The sequence below is a fragment of the Megasphaera massiliensis genome, from assembly GCF_000455225.1.
Taxonomy (GTDB): Bacteria; Bacillota; Negativicutes; order Veillonellales; family Megasphaeraceae; genus Megasphaera; species Megasphaera massiliensis.
On sequence record NZ_HF954537.1, the window covers coordinates 1,231,629 to 1,252,556 of the forward strand.

At 46.3% G+C, this 20,928-nt stretch carries 21 protein-coding genes; 5 read left to right on the forward strand and 16 right to left on the reverse strand.

The annotated features are described in order from the left end of the window. Positions 1-142: 142 nt before the first annotated feature. Entirely contained in the window at positions 143-1,576 is a 1,434-nt protein-coding gene (gene argH / locus TX77_RS09160) for an argininosuccinate lyase (protein ID WP_044504528.1), read from the reverse strand. Between the two features lie 15 nt (positions 1,577-1,591). Then, positions 1,592-2,836 carry an argininosuccinate synthase gene (locus TX77_RS09165; RefSeq protein ID WP_044504529.1) on the reverse strand — a complete coding sequence of 415 codons (1,245 nt, stop codon included), beginning with the start codon at positions 2,834-2,836 and terminating at the stop codon, positions 1,592-1,594. 198 nt (positions 2,837-3,034) lie between these two features. Between TX77_RS09165 and TX77_RS09170 the strand changes: the two genes are divergently transcribed. Beyond that, complete coding sequence (locus TX77_RS09170) at positions 3,035-3,829, forward strand: transglycosylase domain-containing protein (RefSeq protein WP_044504530.1); 795 nt, start codon at positions 3,035-3,037, stop codon at positions 3,827-3,829. 27 nt (positions 3,830-3,856) lie between these two features. Here TX77_RS09170 and TX77_RS09175 read toward each other — a convergent pair whose 3' ends face one another. The 5 genes from TX77_RS09175 to ispE form a co-directional block, all read right to left on the reverse strand. Next, positions 3,857-4,303, reverse strand: a complete 447-nt coding sequence (locus tag TX77_RS09175; RefSeq protein WP_044504531.1) for a flavodoxin family protein — start codon at positions 4,301-4,303, stop codon at positions 3,857-3,859. Between the two features lie 206 nt (positions 4,304-4,509). After that, the gene (locus TX77_RS09180; RefSeq protein WP_044504532.1) at positions 4,510-5,919 is read right to left on the reverse strand and encodes an FAD-binding oxidoreductase; all 1,410 of its coding nucleotides are present in this window, start codon (positions 5,917-5,919) and stop codon (positions 4,510-4,512) included. Positions 5,920-6,191: 272 nt separating this feature from the next. Continuing rightward, positions 6,192-7,475, reverse strand: coding sequence for an NPN-dependent 2-hydroxyacid racemase, LarAH10 family (gene larAH10, locus TX77_RS09185; RefSeq protein ID WP_044504533.1), 1,284 nt, complete (start codon positions 7,473-7,475; stop codon positions 6,192-6,194). Positions 7,476-7,667: 192 nt separating this feature from the next. After that, complete coding sequence (locus TX77_RS09190) at positions 7,668-8,405, reverse strand: GntR family transcriptional regulator (RefSeq protein WP_044504534.1); 738 nt, start codon at positions 8,403-8,405, stop codon at positions 7,668-7,670. A gap of 3 nt (positions 8,406-8,408) precedes the next feature. Then, positions 8,409-9,275, reverse strand: a complete 867-nt coding sequence (ispE, locus tag TX77_RS09195; RefSeq protein WP_044504535.1) for a 4-(cytidine 5'-diphospho)-2-C-methyl-D-erythritol kinase — start codon at positions 9,273-9,275, stop codon at positions 8,409-8,411. Between the two features lie 192 nt (positions 9,276-9,467). Here ispE and TX77_RS09200 point away from each other — a divergent pair, with 192 nt between their 5' ends. After that, on the forward strand, positions 9,468-10,424 hold the full coding sequence (locus TX77_RS09200; RefSeq protein ID WP_044504536.1) for a YitT family protein: 957 nt from the start codon (positions 9,468-9,470) through the stop codon (positions 10,422-10,424). A 947-nt stretch (positions 10,425-11,371) separates the two neighbouring features. Here the strand turns inward: TX77_RS09200 and TX77_RS09205 are convergent. The 8 genes from TX77_RS09205 to TX77_RS09240 form a co-directional block, all read right to left on the reverse strand. Next, a complete protein-coding gene (locus TX77_RS09205; protein WP_044504537.1) occupies positions 11,372-12,694 on the reverse strand; it encodes an NAD(P)H-dependent oxidoreductase in 1,323 nt (440 codons plus the stop codon). A 56-nt stretch (positions 12,695-12,750) separates the two neighbouring features. Next, a complete protein-coding gene (locus tag TX77_RS09210) occupies positions 12,751-13,122 on the reverse strand; it encodes a PTS glucitol/sorbitol transporter subunit IIA (protein ID WP_044504539.1) in 372 nt (123 codons plus the stop codon). Between the two features lie 23 nt (positions 13,123-13,145). Next, positions 13,146-14,129 (reverse strand): PTS glucitol/sorbitol transporter subunit IIB, encoded by a 984-nt coding sequence (gene srlE / locus TX77_RS09215; RefSeq protein ID WP_044504540.1) that lies wholly within the window; start codon positions 14,127-14,129, stop codon positions 13,146-13,148. Between the two features lie 3 nt (positions 14,130-14,132). Further along, the gene (srlA, locus tag TX77_RS09220) at positions 14,133-14,675 is read right to left on the reverse strand and encodes a PTS glucitol/sorbitol transporter subunit IIC (RefSeq protein ID WP_044504542.1); all 543 of its coding nucleotides are present in this window, start codon (positions 14,673-14,675) and stop codon (positions 14,133-14,135) included. A 64-nt stretch (positions 14,676-14,739) separates the two neighbouring features. Then, complete coding sequence (locus tag TX77_RS09225) at positions 14,740-15,138, reverse strand: transcriptional regulator GutM (RefSeq protein ID WP_044504544.1); 399 nt, start codon at positions 15,136-15,138, stop codon at positions 14,740-14,742. Between the two features lie 233 nt (positions 15,139-15,371). Further along, a complete protein-coding gene (locus TX77_RS09230) occupies positions 15,372-16,343 on the reverse strand; it encodes a sugar-binding transcriptional regulator (protein ID WP_044504545.1) in 972 nt (323 codons plus the stop codon). Between the two features lie 165 nt (positions 16,344-16,508). Beyond that, on the reverse strand, positions 16,509-17,030 hold the full coding sequence (locus TX77_RS09235) for a YjbQ family protein (RefSeq protein ID WP_044504546.1): 522 nt from the start codon (positions 17,028-17,030) through the stop codon (positions 16,509-16,511). Position 17,031: 1 nt separating this feature from the next. Then, on the reverse strand, positions 17,032-17,736 hold the full coding sequence (locus tag TX77_RS09240; RefSeq protein WP_044504547.1) for a triose-phosphate isomerase: 705 nt from the start codon (positions 17,734-17,736) through the stop codon (positions 17,032-17,034). A 184-nt stretch (positions 17,737-17,920) separates the two neighbouring features. Here TX77_RS09240 and TX77_RS09245 point away from each other — a divergent pair, with 184 nt between their 5' ends. From TX77_RS09245 to TX77_RS09255, 3 genes are all read left to right on the forward strand, one after another. Next, positions 17,921-18,643, forward strand: coding sequence for a GntR family transcriptional regulator (locus TX77_RS09245; RefSeq protein WP_044504548.1), 723 nt, complete (start codon positions 17,921-17,923; stop codon positions 18,641-18,643). Between the two features lie 94 nt (positions 18,644-18,737). Continuing rightward, entirely contained in the window at positions 18,738-19,592 is an 855-nt protein-coding gene (locus TX77_RS09250; protein WP_044504549.1) for a class II fructose-bisphosphate aldolase, read from the forward strand. 17 nt (positions 19,593-19,609) lie between these two features. Continuing rightward, the gene (locus TX77_RS09255; RefSeq protein ID WP_044504550.1) at positions 19,610-20,167 is read left to right on the forward strand and encodes a D-sedoheptulose-7-phosphate isomerase; all 558 of its coding nucleotides are present in this window, start codon (positions 19,610-19,612) and stop codon (positions 20,165-20,167) included. Positions 20,168-20,276: 109 nt separating this feature from the next. Here the strand turns inward: TX77_RS09255 and phoU are convergent, their stop codons facing one another. After that, entirely contained in the window at positions 20,277-20,927 is a 651-nt protein-coding gene (gene phoU / locus TX77_RS09260; protein WP_044504552.1) for a phosphate signaling complex protein PhoU, read from the reverse strand. Position 20,928: the final 1 nt, after the last annotated feature.

The window sequence follows — 20,928 nt, forward strand, 5'->3', positions numbered from 1 at the left end:
GTAATTTTTTTTATAATTTTTTTCATGCTTTTTTATTATACCTTATCGAGAGGCCATATGACAAGTAATTGTTCACCCGGCCCCTTTCGCCAAACAAAAAGGAGCTGCCTTGAAAGACAACTCCTTTTTGTTTCAATCGCTGTTACTTCAGTAGTTCATAGACAGAGGATACGACATCGTCCCAAGTTCCGATTTGGGTCTGTTCACCGGCAATCGTATCGCGGCCGGCCTTGCATTGACGCGCAACGGACGTTGGCGACGTGCCGTTATATGTGTTACGCTGTTTGACGCACGTTTCGATATCCAAGTAATGATGGATATCTTCGGCGAAGAGAGGGCTCATGGCCTGCAGCTCTGACAGCGATAACTGCTGTAATACCTTGCCCTGTTCGATACAGTAGTGGACGGCTTTCCCGACGACGGCATGGGCTTCACGGAAAGGAAGTCCTTTTTTGGCCAGGTAGTCGGCCATATCGGTAGCGTTCGAGAAATCGCTTTCCAGCACTTCCCGCATATGCTCGCCGTTGACGGTCATTTTGTCAATCATGGCGGCATAGATGGTCAGGGCAAATTTCAAATTGTCGATGGCATCAAAGACGCCTTCCTTATCTTCCTGCATGTCCTTGTCATAGGCCATGGGAATCCCCTTCATCATAGTGAGGACGCCCATGAGGTGGCCGTAAAAGCGGCCGGTCTTGCCGCGGACGAGTTCGCAGATGTCGGGATTCTTCTTCTGGGGCATGATGGACGAACCCGTGCAGTGAGAATCGTCTAGTTCAATGAATTTAAATTCCGAGCTCGACCAGAGGATGAATTCTTCCGACAAGCGGCTGAGGTGCATCATGAGAACAGCGGCAAATTCCAAGAAAGCAATGATATAATCCCGGTCGCTGACGGCATCGAGACTGTTGTCATAGAGCTTCCCAAACTTGAGCGTCTCAGCGACAAAGGGCTGATCAAGGGGATAGGTCGTCCCGGCCAGGGCACCGGCGCCAAGGGGCATCATATCGGCCATCTCCCAGGCATATTTCAAGTGGATGAAGTCACGGGACAACATCGAGAAATAGGCCATGAGATGGTGACTGAAGAGGATCGGCTGAGCCCGCTGCAGGTGCGTATATCCCGGCATGATGACGTCGCTGTACTTTTCAGCAGCCTTCACCAGGGACTCTTGGAGCTTGACCAAGAGGTCGGCAATGGCAGCGATTTCCCGGCGAATATAGAGGTGCATATCGAGGGCTACCTGATCGTTGCGGCTCCGCCCCGTATGAAGGCGTTTTCCCGCTTCGCCAATGGCATCGGTAAGTCTCTTTTCAATATTCATATGAATATCTTCGAGTTCGACAGAAAAATCAAAATTCCCGTCCTCGATTTGCTGGAAAATAACCTTCAAGCCTTTTACGATGACGTCCTTATCCGCTTCCGAAATGATGCCTTCTTTGGCCAGCATCGTCGCATGGGCGATGCTGCCGCAAATATCTTCGGCGTACATCCGGCAGTCGAACTGAATGGATGCATTGAAGGCTTCTACACTTTTATCTGTGGCCTTAGTGAACCGGCCGCCCCATAACTTCATATCATTCGCTCCTTATTATTTACCCTGCTTTTCAACATGCTGCTTCATCAGGGCCCGCATCTTGAGGGGCAGTCCGAAGAGGTTGATGAACCCTTCGGCATCGGTCTGGTCATAGACATCGTCTTCACCAAAGGTGACGAATTCTTCATTGTATAAAGAATAAGGCGACGTCGAACCGGCACTGATGATATTGCCCTTGTAGAGTTTCAAAATAACCTGACCGGTAACGGTCTGCTGCGTTTCATCGACGAAGGCCGAAAGAGCTTCGCGAAGCGGCGAGAACCATTTACCGTCATAGACGAGTTCGGCAAACTTGTTGGCTGCCGTTTCTTTATAGTGGAAGGTGTCGCGGTCGAGGCAGAGGTATTCCAATTCTCTGTGAGCATACATGAGGATGGCACCGCCCGGGTTTTCGTAAATACCGCGGCTCTTCATGCCGACCAAACGGTTTTCAACGATATCGACGATGCCGACACCATTGCGGGCACCGATTTCATTGAGGACCGTAATCAAGGTAACGGCGTCGTGTTTTTCACCATTGACGGCGACGGGAATCCCTTTTTCAAAATCGATGGTAACGTATTCCGGAGCGTCCGGAGCCTGTTCCGGCGTCTTGGTGACCATGTAGACCATGTCTTTCGGGGCATTGGCCGGATCTTCGAGGTCATCACCTTCATGGCTCAAATGCCAAATATTCCAGTCCATGCTGTAGGGATAGGGATTTTCTTCCGATTTATAGTCGATAGGAACGTTGTGGGCTTCCGCATAAGCCAGTTCGTCTTCACGAGATTTGAGGTCCCACATCCGCCACGGTGCAATCAAGGTCATTTCCGGAGCCAGGGCTTTGACCGTCAATTCAAAGCGAACCTGATCATTCCCCTTACCCGTAGCACCATGGGCAATGGCTTCGGCCCCTTCTTTTTTAGCGACTTCAACGAGTTTCTTAGAAATGAGCGGACGGGCAAAGGACGTGCCGAGAAGGTATTTTCCTTCATAGACGGCGCCGGCTTTTACCGTCGGCCATACGTATTCTTCCATAAATTCTTTCTTGATATCCATGACGTACACTTTAGAAGCACCGGAAGCATAGGCTTTCTTTTCAATGGCTTCAAAGTCGTCCGGCTGGCCGACGTCAGCACAGGCAGCGATGACTTCAGCGCCGGGGTAGTTTTCTTTTAACCAAGGAATGATGACGGATGTATCGAGTCCGCCGGAATAGGCAAGGACAATTTTTTTAATCTCTTTTTTCGTATTGCTCATGATAAGTTCCTCCTCTATCGAATGAACGACTGCGATTGTTGGTAAGTTTTGTTCTGTCTACGTTTGATAGTATACATCAGACAGAAAAATTATGCAAGTATTTTGCATAAAAATTTTACATGTTTTTTTTAAGCCGTCTCAAAGTTCCATCGGCCTCTAAAGTATAGTATAATAGGGATGTTTAATAGGAGGAATGTGATGAAACGAAAATACATCGCCATTTTCATCTTGGCCTTTGTCCTCTGCGCCGGCTGGAATATCGTCTTCGACACCACGAAAACGACGAAGCCGCCGACCGGGACAACGAGCCGGATAAAGGAAACAACCGAGCCCCAAGGGACTTGGCCGGCCCCGCTCCAACCTCTTGAAGCCAGTCTTTATCCCTATTTACACTTTCATCAGGCCATGGATGCCAAAATCAAAAAGATCCCCGTCTATGTGGCTATCGGAGCCATCTCAAAACCGATGCAGCACGCCGTCGTCGCCACCGAAGACCGCCGCTTCTATTCCCATGGAGCCATCGACCCCATCGGCATCGGTCGGGCTATTTTGACCAATATTCAATCCGGTGAAACCGTAGAAGGCGGCAGTACCCTGAGCCAACAAGTCGTAAAAAATGTCTTTCTGTCCCAAGACCGGACCATCGCCCGAAAAGCCCAGGAATTCGTCATGGCCTTCTTATTGGAACAGAATTACAGCAAAGATGAAATTTTAGAGATCTACCTCAATACGGCATATTTCGGTGCCAATGCTACGGGCATCGATGATGCCGCCCGGACCTATTTTACAACGTCGCCGGAAAAATTAGACCTGGCCCAAGCCTCCATGCTGGCCGGCCTGGTACAGGCTCCGACCTATTATAACCCCCTGCAAAACTATCAGGCTGCCAAAGCCCGTCAAAAAATCGTCTTGACCCTCATGACCGAACAAGGCTACATCAGCCCGGAACAAAGTAATGATGCTTACAAAAAAGACCTCGGATTACAACGGTAATCTGAGGTCTTTTCACAGCCTTAAGGGCTACTGTTTTTGAACACGGCTCATCGTATCTTGCGCAAAAGCCCGAGCCTGATCGAGGTTCAATTCGCTTTCATCGACGGGAACCTGCATGTATTTATCTTTATCCGTCCAGGTGACATAGGTTCCGATGACGCCACTGCCGGGTTTTAAGAGTTCCACAGCACCGCGCAGGTGTTTCGAAGCCTGGTCCGAATAGGGATCATCATGAAGGGTTGCAAAAACAGCTACGTTGTTGTTTTTAATCTGTCTCAAAGCTTCCTGGCCTTTGGGATCAGCCTGATCTTTATCGCTCCAAAAGCCGACGAAAACGCAGTCATAACCGGAAAGATCTTTCGGCATTTCATCGACGCTGACGCAGGGCGTCCCTTCCGGAAGACCGGATACAACGGCCTCGGCAATCTGTTTGGTGCGGCCGGTCTGGGATGAATATACTACAATGGCGTTCATCTCAACATCTCCTTTTACTATGTAATATTTTAATACTATTTTAATATTCATTGATATTTATTATCGTTTATTGTAGTATATCATGAAATGGCCGCATTTGTCCAATAGTTTTTTTATTAACAATAAGTTTATTTTTTATAATATTAAGTACAAACTTTAAACAATAAAGTACGTATAGCTTATACCTGCTTTATGAAAATAAATTCTCAAAAATTAGAGGGTTGTTCAATAACCTTGCCCGGATTCAATATCCACTTAGGATCTACGGCGCTTTTCAAGGTCTTCATCAGGTCGAGTTCAGCCGGATCCGTATATTCTTCCATATACTTGAGCCGCTTCAAACCGATTCCGTGTTCACCGGACAGACGGCCTCCCAGATTATATACATAAGTATACGCCGTCGACCGGAAGTCCTTCAATTGCTGTTCCCAAGCTTCATCGCTCATGTCACATTTTAAAATCTGGAAATGCAGGTTGCCGTCACCGGCGTGGGCCAGGCAGAAAATACGAAAGTCGTATTTTTTACTTTCGTTGACCAAATGCTGAATGCAGTCAGCAATCTTAGGAACGGGAACGACTAAATCTTCCGACGTAGCGACTTTTGAAAAAGCCCTTGTGCTTTCCAGACAGTTGCGGCGGACCTTCCATACCCGATCGTCGGCTTCGACGATATCTGTCGCTCCGCATTCTTCACAGACGGCCGCCAGTTTTTCCATCTTGTCGTCCAATTCATCTTCGTTGAAGGTTTCAATGGAAATGATGTCATAACAGCCGTCTTCGTAATGGGGCAGCTTCAAGTCACTGTAATCGCTGGCGCTGCGGACGAAATTGTTGTCCATGAATTCGACCGACGTCGGATTGAGGCCGGCCTTAATGAGTTTCGGGACCAGGGCTGTCGCCTTGGCAAGGTCGGTAAAGACGGCCAGGACATCGAGTTTATACGGCGGCAGAGGCACGAGTTTCAGCGTCGCTTTGGTAATGATGCCCAGCGTCCCTTCGGAACCGATGATCAGCTGATCCAAACAGAATCCCGTAGAACATTTCTGAAGATTCGCCCCAAGGTTTACGATTTTCCCCGTCGGCAAGACGGCTTCGATGGCATAGACCTGGTGGCGGGTCGTACCGTAACGGACGGCCTTATTGCCGCCGGCATTGGTTGCCAAGTTGCCGCCAATGAGGCAGCTGTCGGAACTGCAAGGGTCACCGGCGTAGAGCAGTCCCTTTTCGCGGGCTGCATTTTGAATGTCAATCGTCCGAACGCCGGCTTCAACAGTCATATACATGCCGTCTTCGTCCAGCTCAAGGATTCTATTCATCCGTTCCATGAGCAGGACGATGCCTTCATAGGCCGGAACGGCACCGCAGCTGACGCTGGTACCGGCACTGCGCGGCGTGACCGGGACGCCAAATCGGTTGGCAATCTGAAGGACCTCAGAAACCTCTTCGGTATTCGCCGGCAAGACGACGACTTCCGGTGTCCTCCAAAAAGACGGCGCCAGGCTTTCATCCGATTTATACACGTCGAGGATGGCCGGATCGGTCTTGACGTATTTATCGCCAACGGCATTTTTTAAAGCTTCTAACACTTCATCCGTAACCGGATTATATTTTTCCATCGTAAAATCCCCTTTGCTGTTTCGCAGAAATGGAACTGAGGTTTCGCCCAGCGCAACTGCTTTTTTTAATTTTATGACTATTATAGTACAGGCGCCCCTATTTGTCTCTAAAATTTCAAAAAAAGGATATATCCCTTTATCATTTTATTTATATCTTCCCTATATCTTAAAGAACGGTTAAATCCATGGGTTTTATATAAAAAAAAGAAGCTGTCTAAAAAGACAGCTTGCTGTATCTATCGTGCGCGACGGCAGATGCTGAAAAAGATTCCTTATAGTACGGGAAAGGTCGCTGCCGCATGGCCCATGACGGTAACGGTATAATCTTCAGGAAGGTTTTCCTGTGCTTTTGCCCAGGCCTCTTCCAAAGACGCCGCCGGGATGAGACCGCTCTGACGAATGATATCAAAGTTTTCAGGCCGGGTTACGACATAGACAGCCTGCATGGAACGGAAAATACAGTGTGACTTGAAGGCTACAAAGGCCGGAATGGAAAAGTCGGCCCGCAGGTCCCGTTCAAAAGCCGTCATGTCGCTGCGGAAGAACCAGTCCGTAAAGACGGCCGGTTCTTTGATATCGGGGCAGTCGAGGGTGAGGATCATCGTGCCGCCGGGTTTCGTCGCAAAGACGGCATTCATAGGAGCCTTCATGCTCTGATAGAGGTTCATATCCTTAGGATAGCCGCCGGCCGAGGCCAAGGTGATATCTGCCCTTTCAGCAATAGGCACGCTGGCAAAGGAAAGAAGGTCATCACAGCCTTTCTTCCAGGCGGTATACCAGTGACCGCCGACGACTTCAGCCAGCTCCCCGTCTGCCGAAAAGACGGTATTGACCAGGAAGCAAGGATTCAGCAATGCCGCTGCCTGCTTCATATCGTCGTGAAGGGGGTTATCCTCTAAGAGGCTCGTTTCACAGCGTTCATTGCAGCCGCCGCCAAAATCTTCAGTCAGCGCCAAGGCATGGTTGCGCATAATCGTTTCATAGCCGGCAATTCCCGGCAAGACAGCTTTACGGCCGCCGCCAAACCCGGCCATAGGATGGAAGGATACGGCACCGGTCACGATAACCTTATCGGCCCGAACGGCTTCGGCATTAAGCCATACCTCATTGCCGTGCGTCGTCGTCCCGACTTTTAAGAGGTTTTCCTTATCGCGGCAGTCATGATTGATGATGGTAAGACGACGTACCATTTCTTTGCCGCAGACCAACTCGTCTTCTTCCGGCGTATGAGCCCGGTGAGTCCCTTGGGCCGTAACGACCTTGATCTGCTCATCAGGAATACCGGCCAGATTCAATTCATTTACAATGACCGGCAGCATCTGTGCCGTATGGACGGGGCGGGTAATGTCGCTGACGATGATGGCTACGGTGTCCCCGGGTGCTACGACGTCAGCCAAGGGAAGGCTGTCAATGGGTTGGCGCAGGGCCTTTCGGACAGCGGCGGCCTCATCGGAGACGGCTTTTACATGATTCCCATGTAAATCATATAATATGTGTGTTTCATCAAGGGAAATCTGCTGTTCCCCTTTCCCAAAAGGAAGTGAATAGGTTTTCATAAAAATATCCTTCTATTAAAATAGATTCCAATGTCCCATATACAAGGCGACAAGGGAGCGAATGAATAAACAGACAAACAAAATATAGGTCAAAACATAGAGAAAGTTTTCAAAGTCTTCCATGTGCTCAGAACGTTCATGAATTTCGTGAAAATGGTCGAGTAAAAAATGTCCCATTTGAAAGTCCCTTCCTTATCCGTCTTGATGAGGGAATAATTCATGGACGCGTCGAGCCGATTCTTCATCTTGGCGAATCCCTTTCAGCAGGGTGCGTTCTGAATTTTCCATATGTTTTTTAGCCACTTTTCGCGCCATGGCGCTATTATGATCGGCAATATTTTCTACCATCTGCCGATGTTCCTCCCAGGTCGCCGCCAGACGGCCGGGATAGTGCATGGAAATAGAGCGAAAGCGAAGCATCTGTTCGCGTAAATTGTTCAAGATATCAACTAAACGCTGATTGCGGCTGGCGTGGTACAAAACGTCGTGGAAGCGAATGTCAGCATCGACGATCTTATCAAACTGGTCATTATCAATATATTCATTGATTTCGACGAGGATCCGTTCCAAATATTCTAATTCATCCGGCGTAATTCGCTCGGCAGCAAGGCCGGCTGCCAGTTCTTCCAAGGCGCTTCGGATTTCGAAAACCTGCGCGATATCCTTTAAAGAAATATCGGCTACATAGGTTCCGCGCCGCGGCACCATGACGACGAAGCCTTCAAGTTCCAATTTTCGGATAGCCTCGCGAATCGGCGTCCGGCTGACGCCCAATTCCTCAGCCAGTTGAATTTCCATCAGCCGCTCACCGGGCTTCAATACGCCATCTTTAATGGCCTGACGCAAGGCCTCGCTGACGACTTCCCGCAGCGGTCGGTAAGCATCTAATTTTATCGGTTCTAAGGCATGCCTTTTCGTTTGCTTTTGCATCGATCAGTATTCACCATCCTCTCGTTTCACTATGGTAGTCATATAGGTATCAACATCAGTCCATGTCATCACCTGACGTCGTACGTCCTCTTCCCGCAGTGGCGGAACCAAAGCAAAGACCGTAGGACCACTGCCGGCCATGAGCGGCTGCAGTCCCAGAGAAGCAAGGCGTTCCCGGCACCGGATCACTTGAGGCACGTCGGGCATCACCAGTTCCTCAAAGGTATTTCCCATGGCGGTCGTCACAGATTCGAACTGCCCTTGACGGATAGCTGCTTCGACGGCGTCGACATCGATGGTGCCGGTCTTTTTTTTGCCGTCAAAGAGGGCATAGGCTCGTTTCGTCTGTACCGCAACGCGTGGGTGAAGCACGACGACAGGCCAGGACGGCAGTGACGGAAGCCTTCGAAGCTGCTCGCCAATCCCGGTCCCGCGCATGGTCCCGCCGCAGATGCAAAAAGGCACATCGGCGCCGAGTTTAGCACCGATACGGCATAGTTCCGGCTGCGATAAAGAGAGCTCCCACAACCGATTCAGCCCGCGCAAAACAGCGGCACAGTCCGTACTGCCTCCGGCAAGGCCGGCGGCAATGGGAATCCTTTTTTCAATATGGATAGCCACGCCATGATTGTCCTTTTTATATGGACAGAGCGCCTTCCATGCCCGGTAGGCCAAATTCGTTTCATCGCAAGGCAGTGACTCGACGGAACAGGTTAACTGAAATTCCCCCACTTCCCTTAGCGTTACCGTATCACAGAGACCGATGGATTGAAAGATCGTATCGATATTGTGATAACCATCCTCTCGAGCGCCTGTAATCGCCAACGCTAAGTTAATTTTTCCATATCCGGTTTCTACTATTTCAGTCATACTGTCACTCCATGTATAAAATGTGCCCTGCCTTATTGATTAAAAAATTCTCTATGTTATAATGAGACAAAGCAGGGATTTACTGCCTTCACAGCATCCTGTACGAATGCACAGAAACTTCAATTATGCTATCATGATTATACCGTTTTTTCCTTTGCTTTACAATTGTTCATTCAAACTGGGGGAAAAATTATGAAAAACTTACTACCGGCACAAAATTTGTTACCAGCCCAGACTCTTTGGGAATTAGCGGTTCCTTACATTGCTTCCTTCGTCGGCAGCCTGGTCGTCGTCGTCGGGATGAATGCTTTCTTCATCCCCTTCCATTTATTGAGCAGCGGCATCAGCGGCGCAGCGATCATGATTTATTTTGCAACGGGTCTTCCTGTCGGGACCGGGATATTCATCCTCAACATCCCGATCATGATCGCCTGCTACAAATTCATGGGACGGCGGTACACCCTCCTTAGCATCGTCGGCACCATTATGCTTTCGATTTTAGCCGACGCCACGGCCTTCTTATCGACGTGGAAAATCATGGATGATCCCATGCTCTCGTCCATTACCGGCGGTATCCTGTCGGGTATCGGCTTTGGCATCATTTACAAATATAACGGCAACAGCGGCGGCCTCGACGTCATCGGCGCTATCGTCAAAAAATACTATTCCCTGGAAATGGGGACGGTCACGATGATTCTCAACCTGGTCATCTTGTCAGCAGCGGCTTACATGTTCTCCTTGGAACGAGCCGTCCTGACCTTCGTCGCTATCTATATCGCCGCCTTCATTACCAATAAAGTCGTCCTCGGCTTGAAACAGCGAAAAAGTGTTCTCATCATTTCCAACCGCTCGACACCCATCGCTCAGGTCCTCATGCGCTACATCGGTCATGGCGCCACCTATATCCACGGCCAGGGTGCCTATACCATGCAGGACAAGCGAGTCATCTACGCCGTCATCAAATTGACGGAAGTAGCCAAGGTCAAAGAAATCGTCAACAAACTCGATCCCCAGGCCTTCATGATCATCAGCGATGCCTCGGAAGTCGTCGGCCGCGGCTTCACCTCATCTCCGGTCAAATATCACCAATACCCGGGCGATGCACTCTCCATGCCCCATACTCAAAAGAATATGCCTCCGGAATATTGATTAAAGCCTGATCTGATTGGCGCCAGCCCCCATTTATAGTGCCCCAAAAAGGTAGACCTAACCACCGCAGCAAAAACGCTGTGGTGGTTTTTCTATGCAGCAGAATGACGAAAACAGTATGCTGCCGGTCTGCAGCACCAGCCAAGGTTTCCTTTCTGCTTCGTTCATTATAGCATTTGATAGAAGACCGAAAAGCTTTTTCATGATGCTTATGCTGTTGTAAAAATCAAAAACGGATCAAGGTAAAGCTTTTTCGTGACTATGCGTCCTTTTCAGTGCTGACTTACAATCATTTCTACGTCAGAATTGTATTTCCGACTCCTATGATTAAGGTTGCGACGTGAAGTCCCACCTTCATACTCGTAGTTTTATGAATGAGTTTAATTATTTCAAGCCAGCATCTTTTGAAGAGCGATTGAAACTCTTCGGTGTTGCTTCTGCCTCTAAACGCAATCGTCTCAATCAAAAAAACAAACAAGTCCTAGCCTTAGACGATTATTTTCTTTTTCCAATTGGTTCAGATACTCTTGTTGTTCATTTTTCGTTTTCTTACTCTGGATGGTTTAGCCATTGGAGGATTTCCACCTTTTCCCGGAAAATGAAATCTCTATACCAACAGACCGATAGCAGCTGACAGAGCACGCAAGAACGGATAGCACTTTCATACGTAAGTCAAAAGTGAGATTCTCATAGCGGGTATCTGTGCTTAAGTATAATTTTACCGCATGACGTTAAAACTTAAAAGTGTGCTTTGCAAAAAACGCCTCCTGAATCTAGATTTTCAAGTTCCCCGCAAGGGCTCCGTTCAGTTCCGCTCCGGATATCCTCCGAATTGAGCACCTTAAGACAAGAAGAACCTTTTCTAATATATTCGGAACAAAATGAAGAGAACCGCTTCTGTAACAGGAGCGGTTCTCTTTCCGTTATACCTCAGTTATGATTGAGTATTAGAGGAGTTTATAGCCATTGTTATACATCTGGTCTTGGAGTTTACGCGTCTTATACAACTGCGTCGTCGTATCCAATTCAACCATATCCAGTGTCAAGAGCTGACCTTTTTTAGCATCCTTCTTCATTCTCGTATTTTTGTTGATCAAACCGTATACGACATAGCCTTTAGCATAGCAATCTTCTGCCGTTGTAATGGAGCCGTATGTAGTATAACCGCCGATACCGTCAATGGTCTGACCGGCTTTCAAATCTGTCTTAGCTACGGTAATGACTTCACTGACCGGCCCGTCAAGCGGTACAATTGTCGGTTCATGGTCAAGAATAGCTTTAGCAACCGTCAACGGAGTTTCAAGATTGCAGAGATGGTACGGACGGTACAGCGTCCACAACGGGCCAGGACCCATGCTGTGATACTGCATCTGATAAGCAATTTCTTCATTCGGAGTCGAAACGGTAACAAAGACGCCCGGTGCAATGCCATTTACATATTCTACGACACCGTGTTTATTAAGAATACCACCGTCTTGTTTCAATTTGAAAATCTGATTCAACTCAGCGCAGCGATCTTTGGGAGAAGCTTCCGGACCATGACCACCAACTACATCAGGAATCAATCCGGTAGCATTCGACATAGCCGTCATTTCAACCATTGTCTTTGTGCCGTCTTTAAAGGAGCAAAGCATGCGCGGGCTCATCTTACGTCTCGTAGCTTCTTCTAAGACAGTATCAGGATTGCAATCATAATCGAGTTTATTATTTTTACCCTTGCCCATAACTTCTACGGTCATTCCCATAGCCCGTGCAAAGGAATACAATTCCATGACGGCACCCGGTTCGTCACCGGCAGACCCGGTATAGATGACACCATTCTGGTCGCCCAGTTTTTTCAGATAGGAGCCGATAACAACATCGGTTTCAACGTCCATCATGACGACGTGTTTATGGTTGTTCATGGCATCAACGGCAATTTTTACACCGACTTCAGGAACACCCGTAACATCAATCGCGCAGTCAACTAAATTAGCCCGAGCAATGATGTCCGAGTTATCGGTAGCAACAAATTTGCCCATTTCCATGTACTTATTGGCTTCTTCTAACGTATGCGCTACAGCAATATCTTCATCTTTAATTCCTGCATAGTGGAAAGCATTGATTACATTTTCAAATTTAATATCGGAAACGATGGCCGGCATCATCCCTTTCATAAGAGCCATCTGCGTAACCATGCCACGTCCCATCTGACCGGCGCCAACAATACCGGCACGAATAAGCTTACCTTCTTCTTCCAGTTTTTCTAACTTCTTGTCCATGTTTAACATATGAATTAGCCTCCTTAAAATTGGATCTTATATATTTAGTGAAATGTAACTACTACCTAATGAATTTCAATGGTTGTACCGACTTTTATATCAGCTGCAAGCAGTGCTTCATCTCCTTCCACCATAATGCAGCCCGGTCGTTCAGGTTCATTTCCACCTTTGAAAACAATCGTGCAATGCCCCAACGTACGAAGTGTCTCTTTGGCTTCCTCCCCGACAGCCGTAATGGTAAAGATTTTATCGCCAATGATAAGCGTGTCATCCGGAGCCGGCACCTGCGTCAGATTCCCGACTGTATGAAGTATCGAAATATCAGCCAGCTCTTCTGGAGCATTTTCATTAAAGAGAATGATGAAGTTTAAATCCGGTTCCTGCAAAAACTGAAGCGCTTCATCTCCCCAGCCCGTTACACTGCAGTGAAATTTCATAGACATTATCTCCTTCTATAAATTTATGAATACATGCCAATACTAGCAACATAAGCAATAACAACAGCAATGGGGCCCGTCAAAACGCGAGAATACAATACAGCCGGCACACCTAATTCAATCGTTTCCGGTTCAGCTTCTCCCAAACTTAGGCCAACCGGGACGAAGTCACAACCGGCCTGTGCATCGATAGCGAAAAGTGCAGGCAGGGCATACTGCGGAGGGATATTCCCCAAACCGATCTGAGCACCGAGTAACGTTCCGACAACCTGCGCAATAACGGCACCGGGGCCAAGGACCGGAGAAATAAACGGCATGGCACAAATGAAGGAAATGATCAACATCCCCGGAAGCGTACTTGCAACAGGCGAGATGACGTTTGCAATGACATCGCCGATACCGGACGCCTGAATAATCCCCAAAATCATACTTACGAAAGCCATAAACGGCAGGATGCTCTTCAAGGTGACATCGATGGTTTCACGGCCGGCAGCATAAAACTTGCTGATGATACTGCCTATGCCAATGCCAATCCGAGTAAAGATATTTTTCTTGGCTTCCGGAGCCTTTTCCTGTGCGGGAGCAGCCTTCACTTCCGGTACCGGTGCTGCCGGCGTTTCCACCTTCGCAGCTTCCGCTTCATCAATATAAGCAAAGCACGATTCATCGACAGCCGATACATAGATATCTTCCGTAATATACTTGGCTAAGGGCCCTGTCTTACCGACAGGCATTACATTCAATGTATTGATTCGTTTTTTCGGATAGACCCCGCAGCGAGCCGTACCGCCGCAGTCAACAACAACCGCTAAGATTTCATTATCCGGCACCCCGTTCGTAAATCCATCGATAACGTCACAACCGGTCATCGTCGCCAGCGACGTCGCTACCGGGTGAATGCCACCGCCTGTAATACTGACAATTTTATGTCTTTCGTCACTCGGGACCAACGTCAGAGGGCCGCCCCAACCTCCTTTACCAGCTACAATCTTTACCGCTTTATACATAACTTATTCACCTCCGACAGCTTTTTTCTTCTGCTGACTATTGTACATATAGCTGTAAATCCGTTCGGTAATGACCCCGCGAATAAAAATGACGACAATACCGACTAAAAAGTAACGAACCGCTAAATCCCCCAACGACAGTCCCTGCTGCGTTAATCCGGCTGCAATCCCCATGTAGACGAACAATTCTGCGGGATTTGCATGCGGGAATAGGCCGGTTACCGGATGTATAAAGCTTACAGTTGTATCATAGAAAGCCGGTTTATATTTTTCTTTTACAAACCGTCCCAACGTATAGCACATCGGATTTCCCAAAAATACAACCGCTAAAATCGGCAAAATCGTGTATCGAGTAATCATATATTTCGTCGATTTTTCGGCTAGCCGATTGACTTTGTCTTCCCCGATCAACTTAATCAAAGAGTTGAATGCTGTCATCATAACGATAACCAGCGGGATGATCCCTGCAACCCATCCGGCAAAAATTGTCGCACCGGATTTAAATAATTCAATAAACGCATTTGCAAACCAAGCAATTGATTCCATAAAAGCCACCTTTCTTTCTCAAAATACTATCCGTTCAGTTAATCTTTCCGAATCCCAGCGGCAATCACACCTCCTGGCAGCCGGGCAATCCCAATCGCTCTTCTAAAACATCAAGAGCTTGTATATACCCTTTATAGAGATTTTGTTTGCGCTTCGATAAGTTCATGTACTCTTGCTTCAATTGAGAGATATGTTTTCCAACAATCCCTTTTTCTTTTTTGAAATGACTGAAGATGGTCATCCCCTTCATGATTTCCGAATCGATAATCATGCCTTCGTTATCACAGGCTATGATGATGACATAACCGGGACCTAACTTTCCTCGTCGTCCTCCGATTCCGACATTGCCTTGTCGGTGCAGACGCCGTATCGCCTTATGATAAGCTCGAACTTGTAACCTCATACCGATGAGCTGCATTAAGACCAGTAGGAAAAAAATTCCAAAGATCGTATAGATGTCCATTATTGCCTCCTTTACATAGGATCTTTCGTTTGATTAATTATCATCTCGTTAATGATAATATATCATTTATTTTTAATTTTTACAATATCTTTGAATAGAACATATGTAAAAATGTAAACAATGGAGGATTATTTTTACATATGTTCAGATCAGGAAATATTAAAATAAAAAGCCAGGGTATCACTTGTCAGAAAAATTCATCCTTCAAGTCATATCCTGGCTTCCTTATTATTTTATTCACTGATTTCCAACAATCGTTGAGCGCAATCAATATCCGTAATCAAGACGTTGATGTATTTTCCCCGAATAGCTCCGAGAACAGCCGCAGCCTTTTGCGGCCCGCTGGCAACCCCTACGCGATACGGCACTTCGTTCAGCTCCTCGATCGATATACCTGAAACGCGGCTGTTAAATTCGTCAAAGGGCTCCATATTTCCATTGATATCAAAAAACCGGAGGGCAATGTCTCCGACTGCACCATTTTCGGTAAAAGTCTGGAGAATCCTTTTATCGACATATCCGGTTCTTAAAATAGTCGAATTCTGCGTATTGGGAATGCCGATGCCCATAATGACCAAATTCAGTTTCTTATATAGCTGAGTCACGTGACGAATGGTCTGTTCCTGCAAAAAGCCTTGAAGAACTTCTTTCTGTGAAAATACAGCCGGTGAAAAAAACTGTATGCATTTCCCTCCAAAGAGTGATGCAAAGCGTTGTGTCAAATAATTAGAATGTATTTCTAAGAGGCTGTCGCCGATGCCGCCTAAAATGGGAATAAAGGTACAGGGGATTTTTTCACTGATAAAGTAGTCCGTCCGCACGATGTTCTGAATGGCAAACCCCATAGAGACCCCGACATAATCTCCCTCATGCAAAACACGTTCCATATAGTGGAGCGTCCCTCGCCCCAACTCAGAATTAATCGGTTTACTTCCCCCGACCAGCGGACTCGACGGCACAATGTTAACTTCTTGCAGCTGAAACCGCTCTTCTATATCTCGTTCCAGTTTTCCATACATGACGTTCTCCGGATTCTTCAGCTCGATTTGCACGATCCCCAATTCTTTGCCGCGATTGAGCATCCGAGAAACAGTAGGTCTGGAAATGCCTAACTGATTGCAAATCTGCTGTTGACTCTTATTGTCCTGATAGTATAAGTAACAACATTTGTAAATGAGCCGTACGTCATCAATTAGTTTTTTCATACGCACCAAAATCCTTTGCAAGTGATTCACACACCTAAAAATCATAACCCATATATATTTTTATTATATACGAAATCCTCTAAAAAATGGATAAAAAAAACATCTCATTAATTTTGCCGACAAATTGCCAGCAAAATAACGAGATGTTTCTAACCAAACGTATGCTTACTCTCCCATGACGACAATGTGGCACTTTCTCGTCCGACTCCGTGTGCGGTCAAAATCGACGAAGTAGACATATCCCGTCGTGCCGACGCCCAGTTTCCCCTGGTCAACTAAAAAGGTTTCACTCGAGCCGATCAAAGTCGCTTTCAAATGAGCATCCCCATTCAGCAGCGCCGTCCGATCGCCGTTCGGCAAGTAGGCCTCCGCATCCGGCCAGGATGCAACAGCCTGATAGTGCTTTTCTCCTGGATAGCGATATTGACCTTCCTTCAATTCGTCAGGAATCAGTTTTTTCAAAACATCATTCAAATCAAGCTGCAAAAATTCAGTGCCCTTTTCATCCGTATCATGGACATATTCTTCAAAAAACACTGCACACGTCGTATGGGGTGAAATAATCGTGCAAATTCCGTCTTGAACACCGCTGTCTGCAATAGCAGCCTTTACTTCATCCGTAATATTAATAAAAGTCGGTTCGCCGCCATTAGATTGAAGCTTAATCGTCGTCTTGTATACACTCATTTTATACAGCCCCCTTTTCCTTTTTATCACGATTGGCTTGTACAATAGCCTTTGTCATTTCTTCTACACGTACAGCCGGATCCGGCGCATTCAAAATACCACTGGTCGCACCGGTGCCCTCAGCCCCTAAGAAAATGACGCGATAACAATCTTCTGCCGTCGTAATACCGGAAGCAATCATGACAGCAATATCCGGATTTACGGCCTTGATTTTACTGCAAGAATCAAAAATGTAGTTGTCCCCGGCTGTTTCTCCCGTTCCAATCAAATCGGTCGGTTCACACAGCAGTATATCAGGATTGAATCGTGCGAGGGCTTCACCTTCCGTAACGGAATCAGCACAGACAATCGTCAATAAGCCTAATTCCTTCGCCCGCTGAACAGCCGCATACAGTTCATGAACGATCAACGGATTTTCTGCATGGTTCAAAACAACAGCACCTGCACCGGCAGCTTTCAGTGATTCGGGGAGTACATGCCCCATACCTCGTCCCGGTTTTAAGGATTCCATATGCTGAGCTGTAACAATAATGTGTTTCGTATGCTCCTTAATATAACGGATATCCGAAAAAGGGCAGGAAAAGAACATCGTTAAGCCGTACTTTTCAGCAATCACATCAGTCGCCTTGGCCAGTGCTAAAGATTCATCGCCATATAAATAAGATTTAGGGTTCACTAACAGAAAGGGATATAAACTTTTTTCCATGAAGAGCACCTCCTATTTTTACCTTTGGTAATTTAAATATACCAAAGGATAAAAAATAAATCAAGGTTTAAAAAAAGTAATTTTAACATCACCAGTGGCTATCTATTTTCCCTACATCCATGGTAAAATAAATGTAATACGTAGTATCAGACTATATTCATCATTCGATAATAGAGGAAAATCCATGAAAAAAGAATTACTTCACACGCAAATACAGAAAAGATTAAAGGAAAAATTCGATGAACTCCCGTATATGTCCCCATTGACTAGTGAAAGAGAGCTTTGTCAAGAATATCAAGTAAGCCGACCAACAATTCGAAAAGCCTTAGCTGCCATGGAAGAAAATGGCCAAATTATCCGTATTCCGGGAAAAGGCTCCTTTTACATCGGCAATAAAATCCCTATAGACTATTCTAATGAAAAAAGACACGGCTTCGGATTGTCTCAAACCCTGATGTCCGTTGGTAAAGTCACGCACAGCCGTGTTTTGCAGCAAGTTATCGAAATTGCCGATGAAGATATTGCCGGCCATCTTCATATAGAACCGGGCGATCTCGTCTTTCACCTACAGCGTCTTCGGTATGTAAATAACGAATTATACTCCTTATCTAATGACTACCTTCCACTGGCATTGTGCCCATCATTAATGGAAATCGACTTTTCTAAAAATTCACTGATGCAGACCCTTCAGAAGAATCAAATTCATCCGAGGCGAACAGACAACATTATCGAATTCTCCAAAGCGGATTCTCAAACGGCCGCTTATTTACGCTTAAAGAAAGGAGCCCCTGTTTCAGTAACACGCATCACCATTTATGATGATAAAAATAAAATCATACAATATGCCATTTCACGATCGGATGCCTATAAAAGCCGCTTCCACGTCATATCTACACTGACAGACTGATTCACATATTTCAAATCCCATATTGACATATTACCACTGGTAAATTATCATATAGACAAATGGTTATATATTGTTCAATAGTGAGGTGGCTTATATGTTAACAAGTGCTAAAGAAATACTTACCCACGCTAAGGAAAAAAAATATGGCGTCGTTGCTCCTGATTTATGGGATTTAAATACAGGACGTGACTATGTGCAAGTCGCAGCAGAGTTAAACGCTCCTCTTATCTTGTCTTTTGCCGAAGCGCATCAACACTTAATCTCCTTGGAAGAAGCTGCTGCCATTGGCAACTATCTAGTATCTTCCGTCAAGATTCCCATAGCGCTTCACCTAGATCATGGTACTGACTTTGAATATATCAAAAAAGCCATCAGTCTGGGATTTAATTCAGTTATGATTGACGCTTCCATGTACAGCTTTGAAGAAAATGTGCGCCGTACAAAAGAAGTCGTCGATTATGCGCACGCACACAACGTATCCGTTGAAGCAGAAATCGGCCATGTCGGCGGAACAACCGAAACCTTGGTAGAACAAGCATCAGGAGAATCAGTCTACACCACCGTCGAAGAAGCTGCCGCTTTCATTGAACAAACCCATGCCGATTCCTTGGCCGTGTCCATAGGAACTTCCCATGGCGTATATAAAAATCAAAAAAATCCAACGTTAAACTTTGAACGGCTTCATGAATTAGCCACAGCCGTTCCGGTACCCCTAGTCCTTCATGGCGGATCCGGAACCGGTGATGATAACCTAAAAAAATGCGTCGCCGGAGGCATCACTAAAGTAAACGTTTTTACCGAATTCACCACAGCCGCCTTAGCAGGAGCGCAAAAAGCCATAGCAGAAGGCAATCTGAAGAGTTTCATGCGCGTACAGGAACTGGCTGATACGGAAGTAAAAAAAGTACTCCGCCACTATATTAAATTATTGACGTTGAAAGAAATCTAGAATAACGAGGTACCTTCGTGGACTTAATCAAAGAACGGATATGTGAACATGCAGCAATATTAAATCAGGTTCATAACTTAATCCCGCAAATAGAAGCAGCAGGAAACATCATCACAAAAGCCATTCAACAAGGCAACAAAATCATCTTTTGCGGTAACGGAGGCAGTGCTGCTGATGCCCAACATTTAGCGGCCGAAATCGTAGGACGCTTTCAGAAAGAACGCCAGGCATTACCGGCACTCGCATTGACAGTCGATACCTCAGCACTGACAGCAATTTCTAATGATTACGGCTTTGAAAATGTTTTTAAAAGACAGCTGGAAGGCCTTGGAAGAAAGAACGATGTCCTTATCGGCATCTCTACCTCGGGCAATAGCATAGACGTAATTCGAGCTGTAGAATACGCCAACCAACATGAAATCGTCACAATTGGTTTCACCGGAAATGGCGGAGGCGCATTAAAAGACATGTGTGATATTTCGATTGACATTCCCAGCAAAAAAACTACGCACACTCAAGAAATGCATATTATGATTGGTCATATTTTATGTGAAATAGCCGAACTCGCCTATTGAGACAAATTTCAAAAACTTCAATTTACAAAGGCCATCAAAAAAAGAATCCCCCATAAGGCACTACGAACGTGTCTTATGGGGGATTCTTGCTTATCAAAATCCGTATCTCTTAGATTCGAATTTCGTTGGTATCGCGATAGATGAGCCATTCAGCAATGTTGTTTGCATGGTCAGCCATTCGTTCGATGTACTTAATAACCAAGACTAAGTCGATGTAATCTTTGGAATTTTCCGGATGCTTAGTCATTTCGGCCGACAGGTCGAGCATCAGGTTGTTGAAAGCCTGGTCGACGATATCGTCTTTATCCCGCATGAATTCTGCCTGGGACGACGTGCCGCGTTCTTTGTAGAAGTCGATGACGTCACTGACCATAGAGGACATGACACCGTACATTTCCTTTACGCCTGCCGGCAAGGGTACGTCATGGTTAGTCTGTTTCAAGTGGATGACGTAGTGGCTGATATCAGCGCAATGATCGGCAATGCGTTCTAAGTCGGAGAGGATTTTCAGCGTCGCCATCAAGCTCCGATAATCAGCCGCCACGGGACCTTGCATCAAACTAATCGTCAAGTCTTTTTTCATGCACGATTTGACCAGTTCATCGATGGCATCGTCGCCATCGAAGATACGCTGAGCCAATTCGACATCTTTGCGTTCCAAGGCCTTCCACGTGCTTTCTACGGCCTGTTCTACTTTCATGCCCAAGCCGATCATATCCTGCTTCAGCTCGGCCAATTCTTTTTCATAAATTTCCAGCATA

Coding starts and splice junctions, on each gene's coding strand:
- TX77_RS09170 (WP_044504530.1), top strand. CDS start 3,035: ATGAAACGAAAATACATCGCCATTTTCATCTTGGCCTTTGTCCTCTGC.
- TX77_RS09200 (WP_044504536.1), top strand. CDS start 9,468: ATGAAAAACTTACTACCGGCACAAAATTTGTTACCAGCCCAGACTCTT.
- phoU (WP_044504552.1), bottom strand. CDS start 20,927: ATGCTGGAAATTTATGAAAAAGAATTGGCCGAGCTGAAGCAGGATATG.
- TX77_RS09240 (WP_044504547.1), bottom strand. CDS start 17,736: ATGGAAAAAAGTTTATATCCCTTTCTGTTAGTGAACCCTAAATCTTAT.
- ispE (WP_044504535.1), bottom strand. CDS start 9,275: ATGACTGAAATAGTAGAAACCGGATATGGAAAAATTAACTTAGCGTTG.
- argH (WP_044504528.1), bottom strand. CDS start 1,576: ATGAAGTTATGGGGCGGCCGGTTCACTAAGGCCACAGATAAAAGTGTA.
- larAH10 (WP_044504533.1), bottom strand. CDS start 7,475: ATGAAAACCTATTCACTTCCTTTTGGGAAAGGGGAACAGCAGATTTCC.
- TX77_RS09210 (WP_044504539.1), bottom strand. CDS start 13,122: ATGAAATTTCACTGCAGTGTAACGGGCTGGGGAGATGAAGCGCTTCAG.
- TX77_RS09225 (WP_044504544.1), bottom strand. CDS start 15,138: ATGGACATCTATACGATCTTTGGAATTTTTTTCCTACTGGTCTTAATG.
- srlA (WP_044504542.1), bottom strand. CDS start 14,675: ATGGAATCAATTGCTTGGTTTGCAAATGCGTTTATTGAATTATTTAAA.
- TX77_RS09235 (WP_044504546.1), bottom strand. CDS start 17,030: ATGAGTGTATACAAGACGACGATTAAGCTTCAATCTAATGGCGGCGAA.
- TX77_RS09250 (WP_044504549.1), top strand. CDS start 18,738: ATGTTAACAAGTGCTAAAGAAATACTTACCCACGCTAAGGAAAAAAAA.
- TX77_RS09190 (WP_044504534.1), bottom strand. CDS start 8,405: ATGCAAAAGCAAACGAAAAGGCATGCCTTAGAACCGATAAAATTAGAT.
- TX77_RS09245 (WP_044504548.1), top strand. CDS start 17,921: ATGAAAAAAGAATTACTTCACACGCAAATACAGAAAAGATTAAAGGAA.
- TX77_RS09205 (WP_044504537.1), bottom strand. CDS start 12,694: ATGTTAAACATGGACAAGAAGTTAGAAAAACTGGAAGAAGAAGGTAAG.
- TX77_RS09180 (WP_044504532.1), bottom strand. CDS start 5,919: ATGGAAAAATATAATCCGGTTACGGATGAAGTGTTAGAAGCTTTAAAA.
- TX77_RS09175 (WP_044504531.1), bottom strand. CDS start 4,303: ATGAACGCCATTGTAGTATATTCATCCCAGACCGGCCGCACCAAACAG.
- TX77_RS09230 (WP_044504545.1), bottom strand. CDS start 16,343: ATGAAAAAACTAATTGATGACGTACGGCTCATTTACAAATGTTGTTAC.
- TX77_RS09165 (WP_044504529.1), bottom strand. CDS start 2,836: ATGAGCAATACGAAAAAAGAGATTAAAAAAATTGTCCTTGCCTATTCC.
- srlE (WP_044504540.1), bottom strand. CDS start 14,129: ATGTATAAAGCGGTAAAGATTGTAGCTGGTAAAGGAGGTTGGGGCGGC.